Annotated in this window: 19 protein-coding genes and 1 pseudogene; 12 read left to right on the plus strand and 8 right to left on the minus strand. The window is 73.0% G+C overall.

What is annotated here, in order from left to right:
* Positions 1 to 36: 36 nt before the first annotated feature.
* Positions 37 to 894, minus strand: a complete 858-nt coding sequence (gene htpX, locus KSED_RS10475; RefSeq protein WP_041290932.1) for a zinc metalloprotease HtpX — start codon at positions 892 to 894, stop codon at positions 37 to 39.
* A 42-nt stretch (positions 895 to 936) separates the two neighbouring features.
* On the opposite strand from htpX, the gene KSED_RS10480 reads away from it, so the two are divergent.
* The 3 genes from KSED_RS10480 to KSED_RS10490 all read left to right on the plus strand — a co-directional run bounded on the left by KSED_RS10480 (position 937) and on the right by KSED_RS10490 (position 5684).
* On the plus strand, positions 937 to 2382 hold the full coding sequence (locus tag KSED_RS10480; protein WP_015780062.1) for an MFS transporter: 1446 nt from the start codon (positions 937 to 939) through the stop codon (positions 2380 to 2382).
* Positions 2379 to 3383: an EamA family transporter RarD gene (rarD, locus tag KSED_RS10485; protein WP_015780063.1), complete on the plus strand. Its 1005-nt coding sequence runs from the start codon at positions 2379 to 2381 to the stop codon at positions 3381 to 3383. Before KSED_RS10480 ends, rarD begins: the two co-directional genes overlap by 4 nt.
* Positions 3384 to 3614: 231 nt before the next feature.
* A complete protein-coding gene (locus tag KSED_RS10490) occupies positions 3615 to 5684 on the plus strand; it encodes a PhoX family protein (protein ID WP_015780064.1) in 2070 nt (689 codons plus the stop codon).
* Positions 5685 to 5827: 143 nt separating this feature from the next.
* Here the strand turns inward: KSED_RS10490 and KSED_RS10495 are convergent, their stop codons facing one another.
* Both KSED_RS10495 and KSED_RS10500 read right to left on the minus strand, forming a co-directional pair.
* Entirely contained in the window at positions 5828 to 6802 is a 975-nt protein-coding gene (locus tag KSED_RS10495) for a polyprenyl synthetase family protein (protein WP_015780065.1), read from the minus strand.
* A gap of 38 nt (positions 6803 to 6840) precedes the next feature.
* On the minus strand, positions 6841 to 7542 hold the full coding sequence (locus tag KSED_RS10500) for a demethylmenaquinone methyltransferase (RefSeq protein ID WP_015780066.1): 702 nt from the start codon (positions 7540 to 7542) through the stop codon (positions 6841 to 6843).
* A 56-nt stretch (positions 7543 to 7598) separates the two neighbouring features.
* Between KSED_RS10500 and KSED_RS10505 the strand changes: the two genes are divergently transcribed.
* Positions 7599 to 8996, plus strand: a complete 1398-nt coding sequence (locus KSED_RS10505; protein WP_015780067.1) for an isochorismate synthase — start codon at positions 7599 to 7601, stop codon at positions 8994 to 8996.
* A 154-nt stretch (positions 8997 to 9150) separates the two neighbouring features.
* Here KSED_RS10505 and menD read toward each other — a convergent pair whose 3' ends face one another.
* Positions 9151 to 11139, minus strand: a complete 1989-nt coding sequence (gene menD / locus KSED_RS15130; RefSeq protein WP_414467383.1) for a 2-succinyl-5-enolpyruvyl-6-hydroxy-3-cyclohexene-1-carboxylic-acid synthase — start codon at positions 11137 to 11139, stop codon at positions 9151 to 9153.
* 78 nt (positions 11140 to 11217) lie between these two features.
* A complete protein-coding gene (locus KSED_RS10515; RefSeq protein ID WP_081439843.1) occupies positions 11218 to 12396 on the minus strand; it encodes a DUF222 domain-containing protein in 1179 nt (392 codons plus the stop codon).
* Positions 12397 to 12498: 102 nt separating this feature from the next.
* Here KSED_RS10515 and KSED_RS10520 point away from each other — a divergent pair, with 102 nt between their 5' ends.
* Positions 12499 to 13806: an ISL3 family transposase gene (locus tag KSED_RS10520; protein WP_012801719.1), complete on the plus strand. Its 1308-nt coding sequence runs from the start codon at positions 12499 to 12501 to the stop codon at positions 13804 to 13806.
* On the opposite strand, the gene KSED_RS14680 is transcribed toward KSED_RS10520, so the two are convergent.
* Together KSED_RS14680 and KSED_RS10530 are read right to left on the minus strand one after the other, a co-directional pair.
* Complete coding sequence (locus KSED_RS14680) at positions 13743 to 14225, minus strand: hypothetical protein (RefSeq protein ID WP_143827376.1); 483 nt, start codon at positions 14223 to 14225, stop codon at positions 13743 to 13745. The genes KSED_RS10520 and KSED_RS14680 overlap by 64 nt on opposite strands.
* Before the next feature lie 391 nt (positions 14226 to 14616).
* Positions 14617 to 16262, minus strand: a pseudogene (locus KSED_RS10530) (AMP-binding protein).
* 236 nt (positions 16263 to 16498) lie between these two features.
* On the opposite strand from KSED_RS10530, the gene KSED_RS10535 reads away from it, so the two are divergent.
* The 7 genes from KSED_RS10535 to rpmF are packed head-to-tail and all read left to right on the plus strand — an operon-like array spanning position 16499 to position 24623.
* Positions 16499 to 17710 (plus strand): hypothetical protein, encoded by a 1212-nt coding sequence (locus tag KSED_RS10535; protein WP_015780070.1) that lies wholly within the window; start codon positions 16499 to 16501, stop codon positions 17708 to 17710.
* A 4-nt stretch (positions 17711 to 17714) separates the two neighbouring features.
* A complete protein-coding gene (locus KSED_RS10540) occupies positions 17715 to 19469 on the plus strand; it encodes an ABC transporter transmembrane domain-containing protein (protein ID WP_015780071.1) in 1755 nt (584 codons plus the stop codon).
* Positions 19466 to 20209 carry a hypothetical protein gene (locus KSED_RS14685; RefSeq protein WP_015780072.1) on the plus strand — a complete coding sequence of 248 codons (744 nt, stop codon included), beginning with the start codon at positions 19466 to 19468 and terminating at the stop codon, positions 20207 to 20209. Before KSED_RS10540 ends, KSED_RS14685 begins: the two co-directional genes overlap by 4 nt.
* Before the next feature lie 8 nt (positions 20210 to 20217).
* Positions 20218 to 21348 carry a HAMP domain-containing sensor histidine kinase gene (locus KSED_RS10550; protein WP_015780073.1) on the plus strand — a complete coding sequence of 377 codons (1131 nt, stop codon included), beginning with the start codon at positions 20218 to 20220 and terminating at the stop codon, positions 21346 to 21348.
* A 1-nt stretch (position 21349) separates the two neighbouring features.
* Positions 21350 to 22018, plus strand: coding sequence for a response regulator transcription factor (locus KSED_RS10555; protein WP_015780074.1), 669 nt, complete (start codon positions 21350 to 21352; stop codon positions 22016 to 22018).
* Between the two features lie 44 nt (positions 22019 to 22062).
* On the plus strand, positions 22063 to 24402 hold the full coding sequence (locus tag KSED_RS10560) for a helicase-associated domain-containing protein (RefSeq protein WP_015780075.1): 2340 nt from the start codon (positions 22063 to 22065) through the stop codon (positions 24400 to 24402).
* 56 nt (positions 24403 to 24458) lie between these two features.
* Positions 24459 to 24623, plus strand: coding sequence for a 50S ribosomal protein L32 (rpmF, locus tag KSED_RS10565; protein ID WP_015780076.1), 165 nt, complete (start codon positions 24459 to 24461; stop codon positions 24621 to 24623).
* A gap of 83 nt (positions 24624 to 24706) precedes the next feature.
* Here the strand turns inward: rpmF and KSED_RS10570 are convergent, their stop codons facing one another.
* Complete coding sequence (locus KSED_RS10570; protein WP_015780077.1) at positions 24707 to 26695, minus strand: M13 family metallopeptidase; 1989 nt, start codon at positions 26693 to 26695, stop codon at positions 24707 to 24709.
* Between the last annotated feature and the right edge of the window lie 90 nt (positions 26696 to 26785).

Raw genomic sequence — 26785 nt, forward strand, 5'->3', positions numbered from 1 at the left:
CCTGTCCCGCCGCGACCCCCACCACCCGGTTGATGCTCAACGCCCGGTGCCGTGCCGCGCCATCGCCTCCAGGCGCGCCACCCGCTGGTCCATCGGCGGGTGGGTGGAGAACAGCTTGGCCACGTCGCTGCCCCGGAAGGGGTTCGCGATCATCATGTGGCTCACGCTCTCGAGCCTGGGCTCGGGACGCAGCGGGCGCGCCGAGGCGCCGGCCTCGATCTTGCGGAGCGCACTGGCCAGCGCGAGCGGGTCACCGGTCAGGTGGGCTCCGTCCTCGTCCGCGTCGAACTCGCGGGTGCGGCTGATCGCCAGCTGGATCACGGTCGCCCCCAGCGGCGCCAACAGGGCCATCGCCAGCATCGCCAGCGGGTTCGGACGGTCCTGCCCGCCGCCGAAGAAGAACATCATCTGCGCGATGGAGGTGATCACACCGGAGATCGCCGAGGCCACCGCCGAGGTGAGGATGTCGCGGTTGTAGACGTGCATGAGCTCGTGGCCAAGCACGCCGCGCAGCTCCCGCTCGTCGAGCAGCCCCAGGATGCCCGTGGTGCAGCAGACCGCCGCGTTCTGCGGGTTGCGGCCGGTGGCGAAGGCGTTCGGGGCGCTGGTGGGCGAGATGTACAGGCGCGGCATCGGCTGCCCCGCCGTGGCCGCGAGCTCGGTGACGATGCGGTGCATCTCCGGCGCCTCGTGCGGCCCCACCTCGCGGGCCCGCATCGCGCGGATCGCCAGCTTGTCGGAGTTCCAGTACGTGTACGCCGTGGAGAGCAGGCCGAAGACGGCGAAGAGCCAGATGAAGCGGCCGCCGCCGATGAGCGCCCCCATCGCCAGGAAGAGGGCCCAGATGAGCGCGAACAACAGCGTGGTCTTCAAACCGTTGTGATGCTTCCTCATGGCCGAATCCTGCCACTGCCCGCAGCCTCCTAGACTGACCGGGTGACAGATCCCTCCCGCTCCCCCTCCACCGAGACCGCGGGCTGGAAGCTCCTCGCCGTCCTGCTGGTGCCGCTGTTCATGGCCTTGGTGGCCGTCTCCGTGGTGAACGTGGCGCTGGCCCCCATCGGCGACTCCCTGGAGGCCTCCTCCTCCCAGTTGCAGTGGGTGGTCTCCGGCTACGCCCTGGCCTTCGGGGTGCTGCTGGTGCCCGCGGGCCGACTGGGCGACCTCATCGGCCGCCGGCGGCTCCTGCTGCTCGGCGTGGGCGTGTTCACCGCCGGCTCCCTCGGCGCCGCGGTGGCCCCCTCCTCGGAGTTCCTCAACGCCGCGCGCGTGGCGCAGGGCCTCGGCTCGGGCCTCATCAACCCGCAGACGATCGGCCTGATCCAGAAGCACTTCACCGGCCAGTCCCGCGCGCGGGCCTTCGCGACCATGGCCACCACGGTCGCGCTCGCCACCGCCGTGGGACCGGTGCTGGGCGGCTTCCTCATCGAGGTGCTCGGGCCGGAGGCGGGCTGGCGGTGGATGTTCGCCCTCAACGTGCCGCTGGGCGTGGCGACCGTGGTGCTCGGCCTGCGCTGGCTGCCCGACGACAGCGCCGCCCGGGGCTCCAAGCCGGACCTCGACCCGTGGGGCACCCTCCTGCTCGGGGCGACGGTGCTGAGCGTGATGTTCCCCTTCGTGGAGCGTCGCGGGGGCGTGCTGGGGTGGGCGCCGCTGGCGCTCGGGGCCCTGCTGCTGGTGGCCTTCCTGGCCTGGGAGCGCCGGTACCGCGCCGCCGGACGGGCCCCGGTGGTGGACCTGAGCATGTTCTCCAGCGAGCCCTTCCGCAACGGCATCGCCGTGGTCTCCATCCACTTCCTGGGCGCCACCAGCATCTTCCTGGTGATCCCGCTGTGGATGCAGATGCATCTGGGGCACAGCGCGTTCGCCGCGGCCCTGGTGCTGCTGCCCTCCTCGGTGGCCGCGGGGCTCTCTGCCCAGTTCGCCGGGCGGCGGGTGCTGCAGTGGGGGCGCAAGCTGGTCATCGGCGGCTTCTGCGTGGTGATCTCCGCGCTGCTGCTGATGGCGGTGCTGACGCCCTTCATCGAGGACGGCCGCCTGCCGTGGTGGACGGCCGCGTTCGCCGCCGTCCTCATCGGCCTGGGCCAGGGCAGCGTGGTCAGCCCGAACACGACCCTGACGCTGCAGGCCATGGACTCCCGCCAGGGCGGGGTCGCCGGGGGACTCATGTCGCTCGGACAGCGCGTGGGCACCGCGATCGGCACCGCCCTGGTGCCGGGCGTGCTCTTCGCGATGGTGGGCGCCGGCCACCCCTGGTCGGACGCCTTCCGCGTCACCCTCCTGACCATCGTGGTCATCGCAGCGATCGCCCTGGCGATCAGCGTGGTCGACCTGCGGCGTGAACAGCGCGAGCGCACGAACTCCCCGGAAGGAGCCCGATGACCTCCCAGACCCCTGCCGGGAACGACACCCCGACACCCGGTGGCGGCACCCGGGCGCCCGCCCCGTGGGGCGTGGCCTACGGCTTCGGCGCCTACCTGCTGTGGGGCGCCTTCCCGCTGTACTTCGCAGCCCTGGCCCCTGCGGGCCCGTGGGAGATCCTCGCCCACCGGGTGGTGTGGTCCCTCGTCTTCTGCCTGCTGCTGCTCGGCGCGCTGCGCCAGCTCGGTGCGCTGCGCTCGCTGTTCACGCCGGCCCGCCGCGCGGTGACCATGGTCGCCGCGGGGGTGACGATCGGCATCAACTGGACGATCTACGTGGCCGCCGTGACCACGGGGCACGTCACCGAGGCCGCGCTGGGCTACTTCATGAACCCGCTGGCCACGGTCATCATCGGCGTGGTCGTCCTGCGCGAGAAGCTGCGCCCGATGCAGTGGGTGGCCGTCGCCATCGCGTCGGTGGCCGCGGTCTACCTGACGATCGACTACGGCCAGCCGCCGTGGATCTCCCTCTCGCTGGCCCTCAGCTTCGCCACCTACGGCCTGATCAAGAAGCAGGTGGGCGGCAAGGTCTCGGCCGTGCACTCGCTCACCGCCGAGACGATCGCCCTGTTCCCGGTGGCCGTCGCCATCCTGGTGTGGCTGGCCCTGTCCCCCGCCGGGTCGACCGTCACCCACCAGACCTTCACCGGCCACGGGGTGGACCACATGCTCTGGCTGGCCTCCGCCGGCATCGCGACGGCGATCCCGCTGCTGCTCTTCGCGGCCGCGGCCTCCCGGGTGACCCTGGTGACCATCGGCCTGCTGCAGTTCGTCACCCCCATCCTGCAGCTGTTGGTGGGCGTGACGATCATGGGCGAGACCATGCCCGCCAGCCGGTGGGTCGGGTTCGGGATCGTCTGGGTGGCCCTGGTGGTGCTGATGGCGGACACCGTGGCCGCGGCCGGACGACGCCGTCGCCACGACCGGCTGGCCCGATCCGCGACGAGCCTCTCGGGCACCTGAGCCAGGCGGGGTGAGCCAAGCGGGGTGATCAGGCCCGGCGCAGGGACCCGCTGGTCCCGGGCGCGGGCACCCGGGACCGGCGGGCTGGCGCCTCCCGGCACCCACCGGTCACTGACCGGTCACCGGGCGTTCACCACGCCAACACCAGCGGTCCATGTGCTCTCCCTAGGGTCACGGACTGGGCCCTCACGCCCACCACCCCTCGTCCATCCCGACCCCTGCGGAGAACCCATGCGCAACGAAGGCCGTCGCCTCCTGCCCCTCCTGACCCAGCCCCTCACCGGTGGCCGTCAGTCCATGACCTGCAAGTACCGCTGCGCCGACCAGTGCGCGCAGCCCACGCCGAACACCTCCGACAACACCTACTTCGGCGACGTCGTGGCCGACGGCGCCAGCCGCCGCCAGGTGCTCCTGGCCGGCGGCCTGGGCCTCGCGGCCGCCGCTGCGGCCGGGACCGCCAACATGCCGTCCGCCGGCGCCGCGAACGTGCAGACCGAGGGCGCGAACGTCCTGGGCTTCGACCCGATCGTCCCCACCCCCGCCGACGTGGACGAGCTCCGCGTGCCGGACGGCTTCGAGTGGAAGGCCATCTCCAGCTGGGGTGACCCCATCCGCGCCGGTGCCCCGAAGCTGGACTTCGAGAACCAGACCGAGGCCGCGCAGCTCGAGCAGGTCGGCTACAACGCCGACTTCGTCACCGTGGTCCCCACCGGCAAGCACACCGCCGTCCTGGGCTTCAACAACGAGTACGTGAACCCCGAGCTGATGTGGCAGTCCGCCGCCGACGGCGAGGACCTCACCGACGAGCAGATCCGCATCACGATGGCGGCGCACGGCCTGACCATCGTCGGCCTGAAGCGCGGCAACGACAAGCAGTTCTACCGCCACGACCTGTCCTCCCCGCTGAACCGCCGCATCCACATGGGCACCGAGTTCACCCTCACCGGTGCCGCGGCCGGCCACGACCTCATGAAGACCTCCGCCGACCCGAGCGGCACGGTCGTGCTGGGCACGAACAACAACTGCGCCGGTGGCCTGACCCCCTGGGGCACCATCCTCTCCGGTGAGGAGAACTGGCACGGGTACTTCGCCGGCGCCGGCGCCCCGGCCGAGATGGCCGAGGAGATCGAGCGCTACGGCATCGGCGACGAGGGCCGCTTCGCCTGGGAGAAGGTCGACGACCGCTTCTCGCTGGCCGCCGAGCCGAACGAGACCCACCGCTTCGGCTACATCGTGGAGGTCGACCCCACCGACCCGACCTCGACGCCGGTGAAGCACACCGCCCTGGGCCGCTTCAAGCACGAGGGCGGCAACACGATCATCGCCGACAACGGCAAGGTCGTGGTCTACATGGGCGACGACGAGCGCTACGACTACATGTACAAGTTCGTCTCCGCCGGCACCTACAAGGAGGGCGACAAGAAGCACAACATGTCGCTGCTCTCCGAGGGCGACCTCTACGTCGCCAAGTTCACCGGCGACGGCTTCGAGGACGGCGTCTGCGACGGCACCGGCACCTGGATCCCGCTGGTCAAGGACGGCAAGAGCGCCGTCGAGGGCATGTCCGTGGCCGAGGTGCTCATCTTCACCCGCATCGCCGCCGACAAGGTGGGCCCCACCAAGATGGACCGCCCCGAGGACGTCGAGCCCAACCCGGTCAACCGCAAGATCTACGCCGCGCTGACCAACAACTCCAAGCGCTCGCCCTCCGAGATCGACGAGGCCAACCCGCGCGCCGAGAACAAGCACGGCCACATCATCGAGCTCACCGAGGCCGGTGGCGACCACACGGCCGAGGAGTTCACGTGGATGCTGGTGCTCATCGCCGGTGACCCCACCGACCCCACCACCTACTTCGCCGGCTACGACAAGTCCCGGGTGGCCCCCATCTCCTGCCCGGACAACGTGGCCTTCGACTCGGTGGGCAACCTGTGGATCGCCACCGACGGCATGCCCAGCGGCCTCGGTCACTGCGACGGCCTCTACATCATGCCGGTGGAGGGTGAGGACCGCGGCAAGCTGCAGCAGTTCCTCTCCGTCCCCGCCGCCGCCGAGTGCTGCGGCCCCTGGATCGGCGCTGACGGCACCTCGGTGTTCATCGCCGTCCAGCACCCCGGTGAGGCCGACGGCGCGTCCCCGGCCCACCCGGTCTCGGTCTTCCCCTACGACGACTACCGCCAGCCGCGTCCGGCCGTCGTCGAGGTGAAGCGCAAGGCCGGTGGCCCGATCATCGACACCGGCGTCGCGTCCGGTTCGGCCTTCGGCAACGCCCAGGCCCGCGTGGGTTCGCTCCTCGGCTGACCCTCCCCGCGCCAGAGCGGCCCGCTCCCCTCACGGGGCGGGCCGCTCTGCTGTGTCGATGGGGTGAGCATCGGCCGCTCAGCCGGGCCCGCCCGGTGTCTCCCCCGCAGCGGCGCCTCACCCACCGCCCTGGGTGCGCCCCGTCAGGCCACGCGGTCGGCGACGGCGTGCACGAGCTGCCGCAGCGCGTCCGGCACCTCACCGTCGCCCAGCGGCTCCAGCATCGACTCGGTCTGGCGGGCGTAGGCCAGGGTGAACTCGCGGGCCTCCTGCAGGCCCGGGTGTGCGCGCAGCATGCCCAGGGCCTCGGACAGGTCCTCCTCGGCCACCGGCCCGGCGAGTAGCTCGCGCAGGCGGGCGCTCCCCGCATCGGTGCTGCGGCGGGCGAACAACACCGGCAGCGTGGCCTTGCCCTCGCGGAGGTCGGTCCCAGGCGTCTTGCCGGACTCCTCCGCATCGGAGGCGACGTCCAACAGGTCGTCGGCCAGCTGGAAGACCAGCCCCAGGCGCTCCCCGAACGCGCCCATCAGCTCCACGGTCGCCGCGTCGCAGCCGGAGAACTGCGCCCCGTAGCACGCGGCGGCGGCGATGAGGGCGCCGGTCTTGTCGGCGAGCACCCCGAGCAGGTGGTCCACCGGGTCGACGCCGGCGGGCACGGGCCGCTCGTCCCGGATCTGCCCCGCGCACAGGCGCACGAAGGTGTCGGCCTGCAGGCGCACCGCCTCCGGCCCCAGCTCCGCCACCAGGGCCGAGGACTTGCCGAACAGCATGTCGCCCACCACCACGGAGGTGGCGTTGCCGTAGCGGGCGTTGGCGCTGGGCACGCCCCGGCGCAGGTCGGCGTCGTCCATGACGTCGTCGTGGTAGAGCGAGGCCAGGTGCACCAGCTCCACCGCGGCGGCGGCCTTGACGACCTCGGGGGTGGGGCCGTCCCCGAGCCCGGAGACCAGCAGGGCGAGCTGGGGGCGGAAGCGCTTGCCGCCGGCCTGCATCAGGTAGGCCGACGCCTCGGCGATGAAGGGGTCGTCGTGCTGGACAACCTCGGCCAGCAGGGCGTCGACCTGCTGCATGCCGGACGCGACGCCGCTCAGGCCCGCGTCAGGGCGCGCATTCTCCACAGTGGTTCCTCGAGTGTGCAGGGTCATGGGCAGGCGAGTCAGCGTCCCGCGGGGCAGTGGGCCGTGTGCAGGGCGACCACGCCACCGGAGAGGTTACGCACCTCCACGCCCGTCCACCCGGCAGCCTCCACCATGCGGCGGACCCCGTCCCGGTCCGGCCAGTCCGCGATCGACTCGGCGAGGTAGTGGTAGCTCTCCGGGTTGGAGGACACGCGGCTGGCGATCGCCGGCAGGGCCTTCATCAGGTAGGTGTCGTACACCGTCCGGAAGGGTGCGAAGGTCGGGCTGGAGAACTCGCACAGCACCAACCGGCCGCCCGGGCGGGTGACGCGTGCCATCTCACGCAGCGCCAGGGCCGGGTCGGCCACGTTGCGCAGCGCGAAGCTGATGGTGGTGACGTCGAACGATGCGTCCTCGAAGGGCAGGTCCATCGCGTCGGCGTGGGTGAACGGCATGTCCGGGCGGCGGCGTCGGCCCTCGGCGAGCATGCCCTCGGAGAAGTCGGCAGGCACGACATCGGCACCCGCATCGGCCAGCGGCTCGCTGGAGGTGCCGGTGCCGGCGCCAAGGTCCAGGATGCGCATTCCCGGACGCGGGGCGATGGTGCGGGTGACGGCTCGCCGCCAGAGGCGGGCCTGCCCCATCGACAGGACGTCGTTGGTGCAGTCGTAGCGGGGTGCGACCTCATCGAACATCGAGGAGACGTGCGAGGGGTCCTTCGCGAGGCTGGCGCGGGTCATGGGCCCAGTCTCCCACCCGGTCACCCCAGCTCGGTGGGTGGATACGCTCACCGGCGATGACCGCCGCCGACCAGCCCCGTGACCCCGCCACCCCCGCGACCGGGCGAGCCCCCACCTCCGCGCGGATCCCCCGACTCGTGGTGCGCACCGAGGTCCACCCCTCCGATGGGGTGAGCCTCGGCAAGGTGCTCCCCCGGGTGGCCCCGCAGGAGGTCACCGCGTGGATCCGCCGCCGTGAGGGCATGGTCGGCTGGGGGCGGGCGGCCTCGGTGACGCTGGTCGGTGAGGAGTCGGGGCCCGACCGGTGGGAGCGCCTGAGCCAGTGGTGGCGGCAGGTGGCGCAGGAGGCGCGTGAGGAGGTCGTGGCCGACTCGTCGGTGCCCCAGGGGGGCGACGGGTCGCTGCCCCGAGGCGCTGGGCTGGTGGCGTGGGCGTCCATGGCCTTCAGCGACGACTCCCCGGAGGGTTCGGTGCTCGTGGTGCCCGAGGTGGTCGTGGGGGTGAAGGACGACGTGGCCTGGGTGACGCGCATCGAGGTCGCCGGGGAGGCGACCGAGGGTGCGGCTGCCGAGGGTGCGACGCCGGCCGGCATCCCGCAGCGCTCGGACGACCCGCCCTCGGCGCCCACCCGCATCGAGGAGGGGCCGGGCGGGACCCCGGCGGAGGGCTGGCCGGCGGTGGTGCAACGCGGGATCGACGCGATCCGCTCCGGGCGAGCCGACAAGGTGGTGCTGGCCCGGGACGTCGTGGCCACGGCCCCCGAGCCGCTGGACGTGCGCTGGCTCCTCCACCGGCTGGTCGGTGCCTACCCGGACACGTGGACCTTCGCCGTCGACGGACTGGTGGGTGCCACGCCCGAGATGCTCGTGCGCCTGGACGACGGGCACGTGTTCTCGCGGGTGCTGGCCGGGACCGCGTCGCGGGCTGCCGATGTGGAGGACGACCAGCACGCTGCCGACGACCTGCTCGCGAGCCGCAAGGACCTCTCCGAACACGCCTTTGCCGTGGAGTCGGTGGTCGAGCGTCTGTCGCCGCTGTGCACTGCGGTGGTGGCGCCCCGGTCGCCGGCCCTGCTCACGTTGCCCAACGTCTTCCACCTGGTCAGTGACCTGGACGGACGGGCGGTGCCCGGTACGACGGTGTTGGAGCTCGCGGGGGCGCTGCACCCGAGCGCTGCGGTCGGTGGGACGCCCCGCGTGGTGGCGCTGGACCTCATCCGGGAGCTCGAGGGACGTGACCGGGGCCGCTACGCCGGGCCCGTGGGCTGGATGGATGCGCGTGGCGACGGCGACATGGGCATCGCGCTGCGCACCGGCCAGATCGAGGCCGAGGACCCGTGCAGCCTGCGGATGTGGGCCGGTGGCGGCATCATGGCCGACTCCGACCCGCAGGCCGAGTACGCCGAGACCGGGGCCAAGCTGGCACCCATGCGTTCGGCCCTCAGCGGCGACTGAGGCCTGGCCGCCGGGCCGCCAGCCCGGAAGGCGGTCCCCAGCGCAACCCATCCCGCACGACGGTCCCGGGAGGGAGTTTTCAGCGCAGCCACCCATCGCAACCACCGCAGGGCGGTCCCGACGTTTCGCGTCGGACAACCACCCAGCCGCGGCCTCAGGGCGTGAGGCCCACCTCGACCACGCGTAGACCGGACGGCTCGGACGCCAGCGCGTCCTGCAGGGCCTGCGCCGTCACCACCCGGGTGTGCTCCACCCCGTGGGCCCGTGCCAGGTGTCCGATGTCGGTACCCGTAGGCGTGGTGAACACCCGCCGGAAGGTGTGTGCGCCGTGGGCCTCCAGGTGCTCCGGGCGGCCGTACTCCAGGTCCCCGAAGATGGCGCCTCCGTCGTCGTTGAGCACCACGACGGTGAGGTCGGGCCGTGGCTCCCCGGGGCCGATCGCCAGGGCGTTGGCGTCGTGGAGAAAGGTCAGGTCGCCCACCAGCGCCGTCGTCGGGCCGTGAGTGAGGGCCCACCCTGCGGCCGTCGACAGGCAGCCGTCGATCCCTGCCAGTCCGCGGTTCCCAAGGATGCCCGTGACCCCGCGGCCGGGCCCGTCGAGGGCCAGGTCCAGCGACCGGGGTGCCCGCGAACTGCCCAGGAAGAGCAGGCCCCGGACGTTGCTGGCCACGACGGCTGCAGCCGTCGCCGTGGTGAGGGGCTGCTCCCCGGCAGCGACCGCACGGGAGGTCGTCGGCCCCTCCCCGGCAACCGTCACGCCGGGGGCCAGTGACACCTCCCCGCCAGGTGCCGCGCCGGGGGCCCTGGTCTCCTCCTCTGGGGCCAGTGCACTGGGGGCCGTGGGCGACGAGGACCGCTGCCGGCCGGCGTCGTGCCATGCCTGCCACCATGCGCACTCGCTGCCCCCGGCCAGTTCGCCACCCGCTGTCTCGCCCGCAGCAGGACGCAGCACCAGAGGGTGCACGACCTCCGCGCGATGACCCGGGTCCGGCCACGCGGTGGACGCACTGACCACCTCGACGCGCACGCCGGGACGCGCCAGGAACCGACCGGCCACCCGGTGCAGGGTCAGGCGGCCCACGACGAGCACGCGCTCCGGGGTGTGGTCCGCCAGGAACTCCTCGTCACCCAGCAGGTGGACCCCACCTGGCACGGCCGAGTCCCCACCGAACCGGCTGAAGGGCTCAGCGACGACCGGCCACCCTCGCCGTCGCGCCCCCGCCTGGACGGCCCGGGCCACGGACGGAGAGCCCAGGTCCCCGACCAGCACCACGGTCCGCTCCGGACCCTCTGGCAGGTCCGCCTCAAGGGTGCGGCCTTCCCGATCCGACTCGAGGGTTCGACCATCCCGATCCGCCTCCGGGGTTCGGTCGGCGAGGTGTGCCCCCGGAGATCCGTCGACCACGCGACCGGGAACAGCGGTCCAGGGTGCCCCGCCGGCTCGGCCGGCCACCGCATCAGCCACGCCGGGGACCGTCCCCTCCGCATCAACTGGAGCGGCTGCCCCATCGAGTCCAAGACCCGGCCCGCCCGTGGCCACGAGGGGGTCCCGGAGCGGCAGGTTGAGGTGCACCGGACCCGCATCGCCCCCGAGTGCTCCCATGGCGGCGGCCCAGCAGCGGTCGACGGCGGTGCGCCAGGACCGCGCCTCGACGGCGGCCTGGCCCGTCATTGCCTCTCCCAGGACTCCCTGCGGGGCCTCCATACCCGCGGCGGGCGTGCCGAGGTCGACCGCAAGGCGCACGGTGGGGAAGAGCCCCGGCTGATGCGTGGTCTGGTTCGCCCCCGTCCCGCGCAACTCCGGGGGACGGTCGGCCGTCAGTGCGAGGAGCGGGACCCGCTGGTGGTGGGCCTCCAGCATGGCGGGGTGCAGGTTCGCCACCGCAGTGCCTGAGGTGGTGACCACGGGGACCATCCGCCCCGATGCAGCTGCCATGCCGAGGGCCAGGAAGGCGGCCGTGCGCTCGTCGGTACGGACGTGGACGCGCAGCGGAACGTCGGGGTCGGCGTCCGCAGCTGCGAGGGCGTAGGCGAGTGGGGCCGACCGGGACCCGGGGCACAGAACTGCCTCGCGCACGCCGCACCGGACGAGTTCGTCGATGATGACGCGGGCAGCCAGGGTCGAGGGGTTCACGGGGCCCATTGTGACCCGAGGGGAAGTGCCACGAGGGTCGGCGGCATGCGGGGTGGCTGGGTGTGGGGGTGGGCATGGTGGTTTCTTTCAGGGGTGGATGTGGATGGTGATGCGGCCGTTGGGTTCGCGGGTGGTGGTGTGGCCGGTGGTGGGTTGTTCGATGAGGCGGTTGTGGCTTCCGCAGACCGGTGCGGCGTTGGACAGGTCGGTCCGTCCACGGGCGTCGGGTGATGTGTCACGCCGGTCGGTGGGGTCGTGCTGGTCGGTGGGGTCGTGCTGGTCGGGTGTGGTGGGTGGGGTGGTGGGTTGTGCCCATCCGGGGGGTGCTCCGCGGGGTGCTTTCCAGGGGTTGACGTGGTGCATCTGGCACCAGGAGAAGGGTCGGTCGCAGTCCGCGACGGCGCACTCGTCGTACAGGTGGGCCAGGGCCATGCGTTGGGACTCGGTGAAGAACCGGCGTTGGGTTCCCAGGTCCAACGGCAGGGACTGTCCACCCATCACGGTCGGGATGATCCCGGCCCCGGCAGCGATCCGGCGGACCTGCCCGGCCGAGAGCTTCTGCCCGGTGTCGGTCAGCCCGGCCCGGTCGGTCTGACCCCGCAGGGTCTCCAGGTCGGTCGAGACGATCACGGTGTACGCGGTCTTGGAACCCAGCCCGCCAGTGGGCAGGTGATCGATCAGGTCCGCCAGCGCCTGCCCCTTGGCCGTGGCCCAGTCCCGAGCCACCTCACCGGACCCCACCCCAGCCACCGCACCAGCCGCACTAGCCGCACCAGGGGCGCCAGACGTGGCGCCGGGCGCAGTGGCCGCACCGGTCGCGCCAGCCGTGGCGCCGGTATTGCCCGTGCTGGCTTTGGTGTGGGTTTTTGTGCGGTTCTTGGTGCGGGTGGGGGAGGTCATCGAGGACAGGACCTTCTCCAGGAGCTTGGCCTGCAGGGTCGGCACGGTGAACTTGCCGTGGGAGACACCGTGGCCGGTGTGGTGGACCGTGAAGGACGCCGCAGCGTATGCCTGGTGCTCTTCGGTGGCGATCAGGTCGTTCTCGTGGGCATCGACGACCTCGGCCGGGACGTCCAAGATCTCGATCGCCCGGCGGGCGACCTTCCGCAGGGAGGCCGGACGCAACCGGCGGGCCCGCTCGACCAGGTCGACCTCGAGGGTGTGGAGCTGCTCGGGGGTCACCCAGTCAGGGACCGTGGCCAACGCGCCCTGGATCACCGCCACGTGCTCCTTGGACAACACCCCAGCATCAAACGGGCTCTTCACGAACGAGGGTGTAGTCGGTTGAGCGCGTCGGTGGCCGGGTAGGGGTCGAGGTCTCCCGGATGATGGAAGTTCTTCACGCTCGCCATCCCGAAAGACCTCGACGTGCTCCACCCTACTTTCGCGACCCCTGACCTGACCACGTTCTGCCGCCTCGACGAGCTCGGCCTCGTCGCCGTCGGCCAGCTGATCGAGCCGGATCGGGCCACGATCGAATGCCGCGTCGTCGAGGACGACCCGCGGTGTCGGAAGTGCGGTGTCGAGGGCGTGCCACGGGACACGGTGACGCGCCCGCTGGCGCATGAACCGTTCGGGCACCGGCCGACGACCCTGCTGGTGCGGGTGCGCCGGTACCGGTGCGGACACTGCCGGCGCACGTGGCGGCAGGACATGACGCGGGCAGCGGCGCCGCGTGCGAAGATCTCCCGCGGCGGCCTGGAGTGGGCGCTGCGGGGCATCGTCATCGACCACCTCACCGTCACCCGCGTCGCCGCAGGTCTCGGGGTGTCCTGGAGTGCCGCGAACGCCGCCGTCCTCGCGGAAGGCAAGCGGCGCCTGATCGACGACCCCGCCCGGTTCGACGGGGTCACCACGATCGGTGTCGACGAGCACGTCTGGCGACACACGAGGCTGGGCGACAAGTACGTCACCGTGATCATCGACCTCACGCCCGCGAGGAACAAGACCGGGCCGGCGAGGCTGCTGGACATGGTCGAGGGCCGCTCCAAGGCGGTGTTCAAGCAGTGGCTCGCCGCCCGCCCCGCGGACTGGGCGAAGCGGATCGAGGTGGTCGCGATGGACGGCTTCGCCGGGTTCAAGACCGCTGCCGCCGAGGAACTCCCCGACGCCGTCCCCGTCATGGACCCGTTCCACGTGGTCCGCCTCGCCGGCGACGCGCTGGATGTCTGCCGGCGTCGGGTCCAGCAAGACACCACCGGTCACCGCGGGCTCAAGGGCGACCCGCTCTACAAAGCCCGCCGCACCCTGCACACCGGGGCGAGCCTGCTCACCGACCGGCAGCGGGCACGCCTGGACGCAGTGTTCGCGAGCGAGGAGCACGTCGAGGTCGAGGCGACCTGGGGCATCTACCAGCGCATCGTCGCGGCCTACCGGGAGCCCGACAAGAAGAAAGCGAAGGCGATGATGCAGGAGGTGATCGCTGCGATCAGCAGCGGCGTTCCCGCGGCGCTCGTCGAGGTCCGCAAGCTCGGCCGGACCATGAAGCAGCGGGCGGGCGACATCCTCGCGTTCTTCGACCGCCCCGGCACCAGCAACGGCCCGACCGAGGCCATCAACGGGCGACTCGAACACCTCCGCGGCTCCGCCCTCGGCTTCCGCAACCTCACCCACTACATCGCTCGGTCGCTGCTCGAAGCCGGAGGGTTCAGACCCGCGCTACACCCTCGTTCGTGAAGAGCCATCAAACGCCACCCCCACCGGCGACCGCACCACCCCACCAACCGGGCCACCCGGGCCGTTGTGGCCGGGGTCTCGGGGTCGCCATCGGGGCTGGGTGTGGGGGCGGCGTTGCCCAGCCCTTCGGCCAGGCGTCCGTCGCGGGCTGCTGAGGGGCCGTCCATCCGTCCGGCCGACCCGAACAGCTGCCCCTCGTCCAGGTGCTTGGCCCGGCCGGCCTCCCGCTCGGCCTTGGCCACCGCACCCAACCGCAACCGGGCCGACTCCAACCGGTTACGCGCCCGAGAGACCTCCGCCTCGGCCTCACGCACCACCACCATCGACACACCCGAAGCAGAGTCCTCGGGCGCCGGGGCCGGGGCAGAGAGCTCGGCGATCGAGACGAGCAGCTCGTCGATCTGTGCGTGGATCCCCACGACCACCCCCACCACCCGCACACCAACAGCACCACCAGGAGCACCAGCAGCACCAGGGGCGTGGGGAGTCCTGGGGGCGTCCACGGCCCCAGGGGTGCCCGGCACCGGGCCGGCCCCCGCCACAGGTTGTGCTGCCACCGGGACCACCCCCTTCCAGGCCTGAACGTCCCCTGGTCACCAGAACCCCCGTCCTGCTGACCACACCCCAAGAATAGTACACACCACCGACACAATGCAAGCCCCGGCTAGTACATGTTGACGAGCGCCCACCATGCCGAGACACACCCACCCGGCCTGTGGACAACCCCCAGCCCCACCCCGCCCACACCACAGGGGGCCGACGCACCCGCGCCGGCCCCCCCATCGCCCCCTGAACCCCCAGCGCCCCCCGTCAGCGCTGCTGCAACCCCAGGATCGCCAGCGCCTTCTCCCGCATCTCCACCTTGCGCACCTTGCCGGTCACCGTCATCGGGAACGACTCCACCACGTGCACGTACCGCGGGATCTTGTAGTGCGCCAACTGCCCGCTGCAGAACTCCCGTACCCCGTCGGCGTCCACACTCTCGGCGCCCTCACGCAGCACCACCCAGGCCATCAGCTCCTCGCCGTACTTCTCGTCGGGCACGCCGATCACCTGCACGTCCTGCACCGACGGGTGCCCGTACAGGAACTCCTCGATCTCCCGCGGGTAGATGTTCTCCCCGCCACGGATCACCATGTCCTTCATGCGCCCAGTGACGGCCACGTACCCGTCGTCGGCCATCACGGCCAGGTCACCGGTGTGCATCCACCGCGCGGCGTCGATCGCCTCCGCGGTCTTCTCCGGCTGCTCCCAGTAGCCCAGCATCACCGAGTACCCGCGCGTGCAGAGTTCCCCGGTCTCCCCGCGCGGCACGGGCCGGCCGGTCACCGGGTCCACCACCTTCACCTCCACGTGCGGCATCACGCGACCGACGGTCTCGGTGCGGTGGGGCACATCGTCATCGGCCATGGTCATCAGCGACACCGGCGAGGTCTCGGTCATGCCGTAGCAGATCGCCACCTCACCCATGTTCATCTCCGACATCACCCGCCGCATGATCTCCGCCGGGCAGGGCGAGCCGGCCATGATGCCGGTGCGCAGGTGCGAGAGGTCGTACTCGGCCTCCTGCTTGTCCAGCAGCCCCAGCTCGGCGATGAACATCGTCGGCACGCCGTAGAGGCTGGTGCACTGCTCGTCGGAGACCGCCTGCAGGGTGGCTGCCGGCTCGAAGCTGGGCGCCGGAATCACCATGCACGCCCCGTGCGTGGTGGCCGCCAGATTCCCCATCACCATGCCGAAGCAGTGGTAGAAGGGCACCGGCAGGCAGATGCGGTCGGCCTCGGTGTAGTTGACCCGCTCCCCCACGAAGTACCCGTTGTTCAGGATGTTGTGGTGGCTCAAGGTCGCACCCTTCGGGAAGCCCGTGGTCCCCGACGTGTACTGGATGTTGATGGGGTCGTCCGCCCCCAGCTCGCCCTGGCGCGCCGCGAGCGCCGCCGCGTCCACCTCATCCGATGCGGCCACGAGCGCCTCCCAGCTCTCGTCACCGATGAAGACGACCTCCTCCAGGGTCTCGATGCGGGGACGCACCTTCTTGACCATCGCCCGGTAGTTGCTCGTCTTGTGCTGGATGGCGCTCACCAGCCAGCGCATGCCCGACTGCTCGATGACGTAGACAGCTCGTGCTCACGGTAGGCCGGGTTCACGTTCACCAGCACCGCCCCCACCTTGGCGGTGGCGTACTGCAGCAGGGTCCACTCCGCGCAGTTCGGCGACCAGATGCCGATGCGGTCACCCACCCCCAGACCGCGCGCCATCAGTCCGCGGGCCAGCCGGTCCACGTCCGCCACGAACTCCGCGTAGGTCCAGCGCCGCCCCGAGGCGCTCTCCACCAGGGCCTCGCGGTCCCCGAAACGGGCGGCCGTCGCGTCCAGGTTGTCGCCGATGGTCTGCCCCAACAGGGGCAGCTCACTGGGACCGGACACGTAGGACAGGGCAGTGCTTTCACGCGACATGGGGTCCTCCTGGGGAGCGTGAGGCGGGTCACAACTCCCCCCAGAATGCCATGGACCCGTGCGGTTCTGCCCACCCGCACCCTCCCCCCGCCGGCCCCCACGAGCGCTCCATGAGCAAACCCTCATGCGCTCCTCACGGCCACCTCACGGCGCCTCCCTACCTTGAGGTCATCGCCCACCGCGACAGACCCCCAGCGGGCCAGCCCGACCGGCCCACCCTCGAGACAGGAGTCGACATGACTGCCACGCTCATCACCGCCGTGACCGACACGTTCCCCCCCACCACCGGCCTCCCCCAGCACACCGAGGCCGCCGACCCGACCGTCGTGCCCGAGGCGGGCGCCCACTCCGTGGCCAGCCAGCAGCCGGGTGTCCACGCCACCCCGGTCGACGCCGAGCGCCTCCTGCGCGCCAAGAAGGCCTACACCACCCGCTACGTCGCCGAGCGCCTCGCCCGGACCCCCTCGGGCCTGCAGCTGATCTCCGGCGCCGACGTGGCCCCCCGCGCCGGGCAGGTCGTCCTGGCCCGCATCGTCTCCCTCGGCCAGCACAAGAAGCTGCCGGACCCGGGCGGCCGCCGCCAGACCCTCTACCCCGGCGACGAGATCCTGCTGGCCTACGGCGACCGCTACGCCCCCGACCAGTTCGAGGCCGAGGTCCCCGACTCCCTGGCCCTGACGAACCTCGCCGCCGCCGGCGGCCTGGCCGCCCACGTCACCGACCGCCACGGCAGCACCTCCGAGGCCACCCTCATCGAGCCCCTCGGCCTGCTGGCCCGCGGCGACGGCAGCATCGTCACCCTGCGCGACGTCGCCCCCCGCTCCGTGCACCCCGCCGCCGAGCTGGCCGCCGAGCGCCCCGCGAACGGCCCCCAGGTCGTGTACGTCGTCGGCAGCTCCATGAACGCCGGCAAGACCACCGCCGTGGCCAACGTGGTGCGCGGCCTCTCCCTGGCCGGCCTGACGGTCGCCGCGGGCAAGGCCACCGGCACCGGCGCCTGGGGCGACCCGGGCCTGTTCCTGGACTCCGGTGCGTCCACCGTCCTGGACTTCACGGACTTCGGCTACGGCAGCACCTTCCGCATCGGCCTGCAGGAGACCGTCGACCTGGTGGCCTCCGTCCGCCACGAGCTCTCGCAGGACGCCCCCGACGTGGTCGTCATCGAGATCGCCGACGGCCTCTACCAGCGCGAGACCAGCCACCTGATCCGCAGCGGCGCCCTGGGCGACGACGTGCACGCGGTCGTCCTCGCCGTCGGCGAGGCCCTCGGCGCCGTCACGGGCGTGGCCGAGCTGCGCTCCGCCGGGCTGCCGGTGGCCGGTGTCAGCGGCGCCATCACCGCTTCCCCGATGGCCTCCCGTGAGGCCGATGCGGTGATCGACCTGCCGCTGGTCGACACCTTCGCCCTGGCCGAGCCGGCGACCGTCCGCGAGTTCCTGGGGCTCTGAACCGATGCTGACCCGCAACACCCTCCTCGCCGGGGAGGAGCAGACGGCCCACGAGGCGGCCGCCGAGCTCCCCCCGGTGTGGAAGGGCGTCCGCCGCCTGTACCTCGGCGGCCTGGTGGCCTCCGGCGTCGCCCAGGCAGCGGCTGCTGCGGGCATCGCCTGGTTCACCCCCCAGCTGTTCGATGCGGCGACCCCCGCCGCCCGCTGGACCCTCACCATCGGCCTGCTCAGCGCGGCCGTCACGGTGGGCGCCCTGCGCTGGGCGGAGTGGGTGCTCGCCGAGGTGCTCGGCCAGCACTACGTCCTGGAGCTGCGCCGCCTGCTGGTGGCCACGGCCCTGCGCCCCGGCCGCCACTCCAACCTCGGTGTACTGGTGGCCCGCACCACCAACGACCTCTCGGCCATCCGCAGCTGGGTGGCCATGGGCATCGCCCCCCTCGTCAGCGGCATCCCGCTCCTGGTGGGCGTCGTGGTCGCCCTGTTCCTCATGGCCTGGGAGATCGCCGCCGCGGTCGCCATCGCCCTGCTGGTGATGGCCGTGCTGCTGTACGCCCTCTCGGGCCCGGTCCTCCGCCGCAGCCGCGAGCTGCGCCGCCACCGTGGCCGCATGGCCTCCTACATCGCCGACACAGTGCAGGCCGCCCCGGCCATCCGCGCCGCCGGCGGTGAGCACCGCGAGCTCAAGAACGTCGACGAGCACAGCAACACCGTCCGCAGCCTGGCCGTGCGCCGCGCCCGCCTCGCCGGCGTGATGCGGGGTGGCGCCGCCTCGGTGGCCGTGATCGCCATCATCCTCGCGGGGGTCACCTCGGTCTGGACCGACCTGACCCCCGCGCGCCTCACCACCGCCCTGCTGCTGGTGGGCCTCGTCTCCACACCGGTGCAGGACATGGGCCGGGTGGGTGAGTACCGCCAGGGCTACCTGGCCGCGAGCCTCGTCCTGGCCAAGGCCCTGCGCCGCGGCACCCCCTCCGCCGATGCGGCCAGCACCCCCTCCGGCGCCGACGCACCGTCCGCCGAGGACGACGCGGGCAGCACCCGGTCTGGTCCTCCGGCCCGCCGGCGCTCCCGCCCCACCCGTGGCCTGCTGCACATCAACGGGCTGCAGGACGGCGGGGACACCCTGCCCGAGCTGCTTGCCACCCCCGGCTCCCGCATCCACCTGCGCAGCGCGAACCCCGAGCGGGCCGCCCGCGTGGTGGCGGCCCTGGTGGGCGACGCGCAGCCCGAGGACGGCTGGGTGGAGCTCGACGGCTGGGACCTCCCGGCGGTCAACTCCAAGCGCCGCCGGCGACTGCTGGGCTACGTCGCCGCCGACGTGCCGGTGGAGCACGGCCGCATCGCCCGCGCCGTCCGCTACCGCCGCCCCGACCTGGACAAGCCGGTGGGCCCGGTGCTCGCCGCCGTCGGCCTCGACGAGGTGGTCGCCGCCCTGCCCAAGGGTGAGCGCACCACCCTGCGCCGCGGTGGTGAGCCCCTGACCCGGGAGCAGCGCGTGCTGCTCCACCTGGCCCGCGGCCTCTACGGCAAGCCCAAGCTCCTCGTGCTCGATGACGTGCACGACCGTCTGTCCGACGCCTCCCGGGCGCGCGTCCGGTCCGCCCTCGCCGACTACCCCGGCATCGTGCTGGCCACCGGCGACGACCCGCTCCCGGACTGGCACGTCTGGGACCTGGACTCCTCCACCCCGCTCTGGCTGGTCCAGCGCGGCGCCACCCGACAGTCCGACTCCACCACTGAAGCCGAGAGTGTGCGATGAAGAAGTACCTGCCCGCCCTGATCACGGTCGCCGTCCTGGCGATCATCGTCCCGGTGCTCGCCCTGGCCATGCGCCTGCCCGGCGGCCCCGACCTGGGGGACCTGTCCTCCGGGCCGGAGAACCCGCCCGCCGCGAGCTCGCCCGCCGAGGCCGGCCCCACCGGCGCCGAGAGCTCGTCCCCGGCCAGCGCCTCCGGCAGCTCCAACGCCTCCGGTAGCTCCTCCGGCACCTCGTCCTCGGCCTTCGCCGACGCCCCCGGTGGCGGTGAGGGCTCGGCGACCTCGGGGCCCAGCACGTCCGGGTCCCCCAGCTCCACGGAGCCCACGCGCAGCAGCGCCCCGCAGCCCACCGAGACGACCCGCAGCAAGGACACCGCCAGCTCGCAGGCCCCGTCCACCCCCCGGAGCGCGGCCGAACCGACCCCCGAGCGCACCACCGAGCCGGCCCCCCGCCCCACCTCGGAGCCCACCGTCGCACCGGCGCCGCCCCGCCCCACCGCCGAGGACCCCCGACCGGTGCGGCCCAGCACCTCGTCGACGACACGGACCCCCCGGGAGGTGCCGCGCACGGTCACCCGCACGGCCAAGCCGACGCCGACACCGACGCCCACGCCGACCCAGCCCCCCGGTGACGACGACGGGGACGACGATGACGATGATGATGGCGACGACTGGGACGACGACGATGATGACGACGACGACTGGGACGACGACGACGATGATGACGATGACGACGACTGACGGCTGCGATGCCCGCTGACCCCCGCTCCCGCACGCTGGGGTTGCGCGGCCGCATCGTCCTGTGGCTCGTCGCGATCGTCGCGGTCGCGCTGACCGCCCTGATCACCCTCACCTACGGGCTCGCGCGCGCCGACAACGCCGACCGGGCCAACCAGGACGTCATCCAGGAGCTGCGCGAGTTCCAGCAGTTCCGCCAGGAAGGGCTGGACCCCTCGACGGGCAAGCCCTTCACCAGCACGGCCGGGCTCCTCGAGGTCTTCCTGGCCCGTCAGCAGCCCAGCGCCAGCGAGCTGCTGGTGGGCCGCACCGCCTCCGGCGACATCATGCAGGTGTCCGGCCCCTCCGTGGAGGACCCCGCCGGGCTCCTGTCGGAGGACCAGCTCTGGGCGGACCTCGAGGGTGCCCAGTCCGGCATCGTCGACACCCGCCTGGGCGAGGCGCGCTACGCCCGCAGCTCGGTGCAGGTGGGCGAGACCTCCGGCACCCTGACCGTCCTGTCCTTCCCCGGCCAGAACGATGCGGTGCTGACCTCAGTGCTGAAGCGCGCGGCCCCGGTGGCCGCCCTCGCACTGGTCCTGGCCGGCCTGGCCGGGTGGTTCGTCTCCGGCCGGATCCTCTCCCCGCTGCGGAGCTTCCAGAACGCCGCCCAGGAGATCACCGAGCGCGACCTCACGCGACGGCTGCCCGTCAGCGGTGACGACGAGCTGGCCGAGGGGACCACGGAGCTCGATGGGCAGCGTCTGACGCAGGCGCTGCTGCAGCTGGCCCGCAACGCCGCGCAGCACACCCAGGACGGTGACCGCATCCACCTCGCCTCCCGCTGGGTGACCAGTGGCGCCGGGCAGTGGTCGCTGGCGTTCACCGTGGCCGACCACGGCCCCGGCGTGCCCCCGGGCCACGAGAAGAAGATCTTCGAGCGCTTCCACCGCGCCGGCGGGGGCGACCCCCACCACCCCGGCGCCGGGCTGGGCCTGCCCATCGTGCGCGCCATCGCCGAGGGTCACGGCGGCTCGGTCTCGGTGGCCCCCACCCCCGGCGGCGGCGCCACCTTCACCCTGCTGGTCCCGGTGGAGAACCACACCCCCGCGCCCGCCGACGACGCACTCGACGAGCAGGCCGACCCCGGAGAGGACGACTGAGGTGCCCCACATCCTGATCATCGAGGACAACGACCGGATTGCCTCCTTCATCGACAAGGGGCTGCGTGCCGCCGGATACCAGACCGAGGTGGTCGGCGACGGCCGCACCGGACTGACGCTGGCCATGCACGGCGGCTTCGACCTCGTGGTGCTCGATCTGGGCCTGCCCGGCATGGACGGCACCGACCTGCTGGAGAACCTGCGCGGGCAGGGCGTCTCGGTGCCCGTCGTGGTCCTCACCGCCCGGGACACGGTGGAGGACACCGTCTCCGCGCTGGAGGGCGGCGCGAACGACTACATGACCAAGCCCTTCCAGTTCGCCGAGCTGCTGGCCCGCGTGCGGGTCCGTCTGGCCGACACCACCGAGGTGCCCACGGCGAAGGACGGCATGGTCGTGGAGGCCGGCGGCCTGGCCCTGGACCACCGCACCCGCGAGGTCCGCGGCGACGGCGTGCAGACCTCCCTGACCTCCCGCGAGTTCGGCCTGTTGGCCACCTTCATGCGCCACCCGGGCCAGGTGCTGAGCCGCCAGCAGCTGCTGGCGGAGGTGTGGGGCGTGGACCACGACCCCCACTCCAACGTGGTCGACGTCTGCGTGCGCCAGCTGCGCACCAAGGTGGGCAGCGACCACATCGAGACGGTCCGCGGCGTCGGCTACCGCTTCCGCTGAGTGCGCGGGAGCCCGACCGCGCCCCTGCGACTACCGTGGGCCGGATGACCCCTCCCTCGACACCCGGTGGCGGCTTCCGCTCCCTGGCCGCAGACCTGCGAGGCCGGAGTGTCGACGAACTGGCCGACCTCCTGCTCGCCCGGCCCGACCTCGCACGCCACTCCGTGGAGGACCTCTCCGCCCTGGCGGCGGCGGCCACCACGACCACGTCCACCACCCGCGCCCTGGACTCCCTGGACCGCCCCACGCTGCAGGTGCTCGAGGCCGCCCTGGTGCTGGCCCCCACCGGCGCCGACGAGGTGGCCCGCGCCGTCGACGCCCCGCTGCGCGAGGTGACCTCCCGACTCGACCGGCTGTGGACGGCCGCCCTGCTGTGGCGCAGCCCGGAGGGCCTGCGCCCCGTGCGGATCCTCTCCGAGCTCCTGCCCTCCCCCGCCGGCCTCGCGCCGGCCAGCGAGGCGGGGGCCCCCGGGGCCGCCCCCGCCGCGACCGGCCCGTCGCTGAAGGACCAGCTCGCCACCGTGTCCGATGCGGGCAGCGCCCTCCTGCGAGCCCTCACCTGGGGGCCCGGCGTGGGCACCGTGACGGCCAGCGCGCCGGCCGCCACCCAGGAGGCCCGGCGGGAGCTGGTGGCCGCCGGGCTGCTGGTGGACCGGTCGGCCACCACGGTCCAGCTGCCGCGCGAGGTGGCGCTCGCCCTGCGCCAGGGCCGCACGCACCGCTCCCTCGACGTGGAACCACCCGCCCCCGAGACCGGCGCGGCCCGCCGGGACGCGCCGTTGGTGGACGCCGCCGCGGCCGAGACCTCGGGGCTGCTTTCCCTCACCGACGAGCTGCTGCTGACCCTGGAGGTCCACCCGCCGGCCGTGCTGGCCAACGGCGGCCTCGGCGTCCGGGAGGTGACGGCCGTCGAGCGGCGCCTGGGCATCGACGCCCCCGCCGCGCACCTGCTGCTGACGGTGGCGCACGCCGCCGGGCTCATGGAGGTCGGGGCTTGGCCGGGGGCAAGCGACGGGCACCGTTGGGGCCCCACGCCGGCCGCCGACCGCTGGCAGCAGCTCCCTGACCCCGAACGCGCCGCGCAGTTGTTGGACGCCTGGTGGTCCACGCCGCTCGACCCCGACGCCACCGGCACCACCGCGCCCCCCGGCCGGCGCGCCGGCGCGCGCACGGGCCCGGCTCCGGACGCCGGTTCCGGCCGGTCGAAGCGCGTCAACGCCCTGTCGGAGGCCGCGTCCTCCCCCACTGCCCGGCACCGCCGGCAGGAGCTGCTGGGCGAGCTCGCCGCCCTGGGCGAGGAGTCCGGCACCGTCGAGGAGCTCCTCGCCCGCTGGGCCTGGCGCCACCCGCTGCGCCGTCCGCCCGCACCGGAGGCCGTGGCCGGGGTCCTGGAGCAGGCGCGCCTGCTGGGCCTGGCCGCCACCCCCATCACGCAGCGCGACCGCTGGGTGGCCAGCCCCTGGCTCGTGGCCCTGGCCGAGCGGCCCGAGGAGCTCGCCGCCACGCTCGCCGAGCACCTGCCCGAGGCCACCTCCTCGATGCTGGTGCAGGCCGACCTGACCGCGGTGGTCCCCGGGCGGCCCACCCCCGAGCTCACGCGCCTGCTGCACACCACCACCGACGTGGAGTCCCGCGGCGGGGCGACCACCCACCGCTTCAGCGAGCGGAGCCTGCGCCGCGCCCTGGACGCCGGGCACCCCGCATCGGAGGTCCGCGAGCGCGTCGCGGCCGCCTCGGCGACGGGCCTGCCGCAACCGGTTGAGTTCCTGCTCCGCGAGGTCGCGGCGGGCCACGGCCGGGTGCACGTCGGCGACGCCCGGGCGGTGCTGGTGGTCGACGACCCCGCCCTGGCCACGCGCATGGTCCACGACCCGCAGCTGTCCCCCCTCGGGCTGGAGCAGGCGGCCCCGACGGTGGTCACCTCGCGCCTGCCCGCCGCCCAGGCGCGCGCCTTCCTGCGCGACCACGGTTACGGCCCCTCGGTCGGCGAGGGTGCGGCGGGCGTCCCGGCACGGGTCACCCCGCGCACCGCGCCGCCGGTCGCCTCCCGGCCCCTCACCCGCGAGCTCGCCCTCGACCGGGCGCGGTCCCTCACCGAGGCCACGGCCCCGGAGGAGGGCGACGGCCCCGGGCGAGCAGCCGCCCCCACCGCGCCACGGATGCAGAGCCGCGACCCGATGGTGGTGCTCGCCCTGTTGCGCGAGGCCGCCCAGGATGGGGCGCCGGTGTGGATCTGGCACACCGACGACCTCGGCGCGGTGCGGACCACCCTGGTCACGCCCACCTCCGTGGACGGTGGCCGGCTGTATGCGGTGAAGGACGCCGAGAAGCTCACGCGGACCTGGAGCATCCACCGCATCGTGGGGGCCGCGGCGGGGGTGTGAGGTGGTCGGCAGCACGCGTGGTAAGGAGAAGGGTCAATCTCGCGTAGACTGGCCCCATGGCAGTTCCGAAGCGCAAGATGTCCCGTTCCAACACCCGCCACCGTCGCTCGCAGTGGAAGGCCCAGGTGCCGACCCTGCAGACGCACACCATTGACGGCCAGGAGGTCACTGTGCCTCGCCGTCTGGTGAACGCCGTGAAGCGCGGTCTGATCAAGCTCTGAGCAGCGCAGTGGGAACACCCACCAGCACTGCTGACGCAGGGCCCTGAGGAGTCTGACTCCTCAGGGCCCTGTTTCGTGTCCGCTCAGAAGATGCGCACCCGGTCGGCCTCGTCCAGCCACATCCCGTCCCCCGGCTGGGTGCCGAAGGCCTCGTGGAAGGCGTCCAGGTTGCGGGCGACGTTCGCCCGGGCGTCCATGGGCGCGTGCGGGTCGATCGCGAGCAGGCGCTTGGCCTCCGCCTCGCGCGCGACCCCGTTCCAGATCTGCGCCCAGGCCAGGAAGAAGCGCTGGTCGCCGGTGAGCCCCTCGAGCTCCGGGGCCGGCTCACCCCCCAGCGCGATGCGGTAGGCCGCCAGGCCGATCGCCAGCCCACCCAGGTCGCCGATGTTCTCGCCGACCGTCAGCCCACCGTTGACGTGGGTGCCGGGTGCGTCGGCGGGCTCCACCGCATCGAACTGCGCGATGAGCTGCTGGGCCAGGGCGTCGAAGCGCTCCCGGTCCTCGGCGGTCCACCAGTCCTCCAACGCCCCGGAGGCCGCGTAGCGCGAGCCCTGGTCGTCGAAGCCGTGGCCGATCTCGTGGCCGATGACGCCACCGATGCCGCCGTAGTTCGCCGCGTCGTCCGCGGTGGCGTCGAAGAAGGGCGGCTGCAGGATGGCGGCCGGGAACACGATCTCGTTCAGGCCCGGGTTGTAGTAGGCGTTGACGGTCTGCGGGGGCATGAACCACTCGTCGCGGTCCACCGGCTGGCCGATCTTGCGCAGCTCGCGGCGGGTCTCCGAGAGCGCGGCCCGGCGGGCGTTGCCCATCAGGTCGCCGGCGTCGGCGTCCAGGTCGGAGTAGTCCTTCCAGGTCTCCGGGTAGCCGATCTTGGGCCGGAAGGCCTCCAGCTTCTCCAGCGCGCGCTCGCGGGTGTCGTCCCCCATCCACGGCACGTCGGCGAAGCGGCGGCGGTAGGCCTCGGTGAGGTTGGCGACGAGCTCCTCCATGGCCTGCTTGTGCGAGGGCGGGAAGTGCTCGGCGACGTACAGCTTGCCCACCAGCTCGCCGGCGGCCCCCTCGACGAAGGCGACCCCGCGCTTCCAGCGGTCGCGCAGCTCCGGGGCACCGGTGAGGGTGCGGCCGTAGAAGTCGAAGTTCTCCTCGACCACGGCGGACGGCAAGTAGGGGGCCCGCGAGGTGACCACGCGCCAGGCGAGCCAGTCGCGCCAGGTGTCGATGGCGGCGGCGTCCGGGCCGTCGAGCAGCTCCGGCAGGGCCCGCAGGAAGGTGTGCTGGCGGGCGATCACGCGCTCGAGCCCCGCGGCCGGCAGCCCCAGCGCCTCGGCCCAGGCCTCGAGGTGCAGGCCCTCGGTGGCGCCGAGCAGCTCCTCGCGCGTCCAGGGGGTGAAGGACTTCACCGCATCGCGGGTGGCGACGGCGTCCCAGTGGCGGGCGGCGATCTGCTGCTCGAGGTCCACCACGCGCCGGGAGAGGTCCTGCGCGGCGGCGTCGTCCTGCACCAGGCCGGCGGTACGCGCCTGGCGTGCGACGTGCTCGCGGTAGGCGGCCAGCACCTCGGCGTGCTGCTCCTCGCGGTAGTAGGCCTCGTCGGGCAGCCCGATGCCGGCCTGCTCCAGGTAGACCGAGTAGCGGTCGGGGTGCTCGTTGTCGTTGTCCACGAAGGGCATCAGCAGCCCCGCCACCCCGGTGGCCTGGAGGGCGCCCAGCGCACGAGCGAGCGACTCCGCATCGGTCACGCCGCGGACGATCTCGAGGTCGGGCCCCAGCGCGTCCAGCCCGGCGGTCTCGACGGCCTGCTCGTCCATGAACGACGCGAAGAGCGCACCCACCGTGCCGGCCTCGGAGTCGCCGGCGTCCTGCCCGGCGCGGTCGGCCGCGGCCTCGATGAGGGCGCGTACGTCCGCCTCGGCCTTCTCCCGCAGCTGGTGGAAGGTGCCGTAGACCGACCGGTCGGCCGGGATCTCGTGCGTCGCACGCCAGGTGCCGTTGGCGTGGAGGAAGAGGTTGTCCTGCGGGCGCACCGCGAGGTCGCGGTCGCCCAGCTTGAGTCCGAGGTTCGCAGAAGTCATGGCGACACTGTGCCACCCGTCACAGGCGCTGCGGCACCCGGTGGAGGGCCCGGGCACGACGAAGCCCCGCGAACACGTGGTCGCGGGGCT

The sequence above is a fragment of the Kytococcus sedentarius DSM 20547 genome (assembly GCF_000023925.1).
GTDB lineage: Bacteria > Actinomycetota > Actinomycetes > Actinomycetales > Dermatophilaceae > Kytococcus > Kytococcus sedentarius.

Bases quoted from the DNA above. Each gene is read 5' to 3' on its own strand.
- KSED_RS10490 (WP_015780064.1), top strand. From the start codon at position 3,615: ATGCGCAACGAAGGCCGTCGCCTCCTGCCCCTCCTGACCCAGCCCCTC.
- menD (WP_414467383.1), bottom strand. From the start codon at position 11,139: ATGGGCCCCGTGAACCCCTCGACCCTGGCTGCCCGCGTCATCATCGAC.
- rpmF (WP_015780076.1), top strand. From the start codon at position 24,459: ATGGCAGTTCCGAAGCGCAAGATGTCCCGTTCCAACACCCGCCACCGT.
- rarD (WP_015780063.1), top strand. From the start codon at position 2,379: ATGACCTCCCAGACCCCTGCCGGGAACGACACCCCGACACCCGGTGGC.
- KSED_RS10500 (WP_015780066.1), bottom strand. From the start codon at position 7,542: ATGACCCGCGCCAGCCTCGCGAAGGACCCCTCGCACGTCTCCTCGATG.
- KSED_RS10550 (WP_015780073.1), top strand. From the start codon at position 20,218: ATGCCCGCTGACCCCCGCTCCCGCACGCTGGGGTTGCGCGGCCGCATC.
- KSED_RS10560 (WP_015780075.1), top strand. From the start codon at position 22,063: ATGACCCCTCCCTCGACACCCGGTGGCGGCTTCCGCTCCCTGGCCGCA.
- KSED_RS14685 (WP_015780072.1), top strand. From the start codon at position 19,466: ATGAAGAAGTACCTGCCCGCCCTGATCACGGTCGCCGTCCTGGCGATC.
- htpX (WP_041290932.1), bottom strand. From the start codon at position 894: ATGAGGAAGCATCACAACGGTTTGAAGACCACGCTGTTGTTCGCGCTC.
- KSED_RS10505 (WP_015780067.1), top strand. From the start codon at position 7,599: ATGACCGCCGCCGACCAGCCCCGTGACCCCGCCACCCCCGCGACCGGG.
- KSED_RS10570 (WP_015780077.1), bottom strand. From the start codon at position 26,695: ATGACTTCTGCGAACCTCGGACTCAAGCTGGGCGACCGCGACCTCGCG.
- KSED_RS10540 (WP_015780071.1), top strand. From the start codon at position 17,715: ATGCTGACCCGCAACACCCTCCTCGCCGGGGAGGAGCAGACGGCCCAC.
- KSED_RS10535 (WP_015780070.1), top strand. From the start codon at position 16,499: ATGACTGCCACGCTCATCACCGCCGTGACCGACACGTTCCCCCCCACC.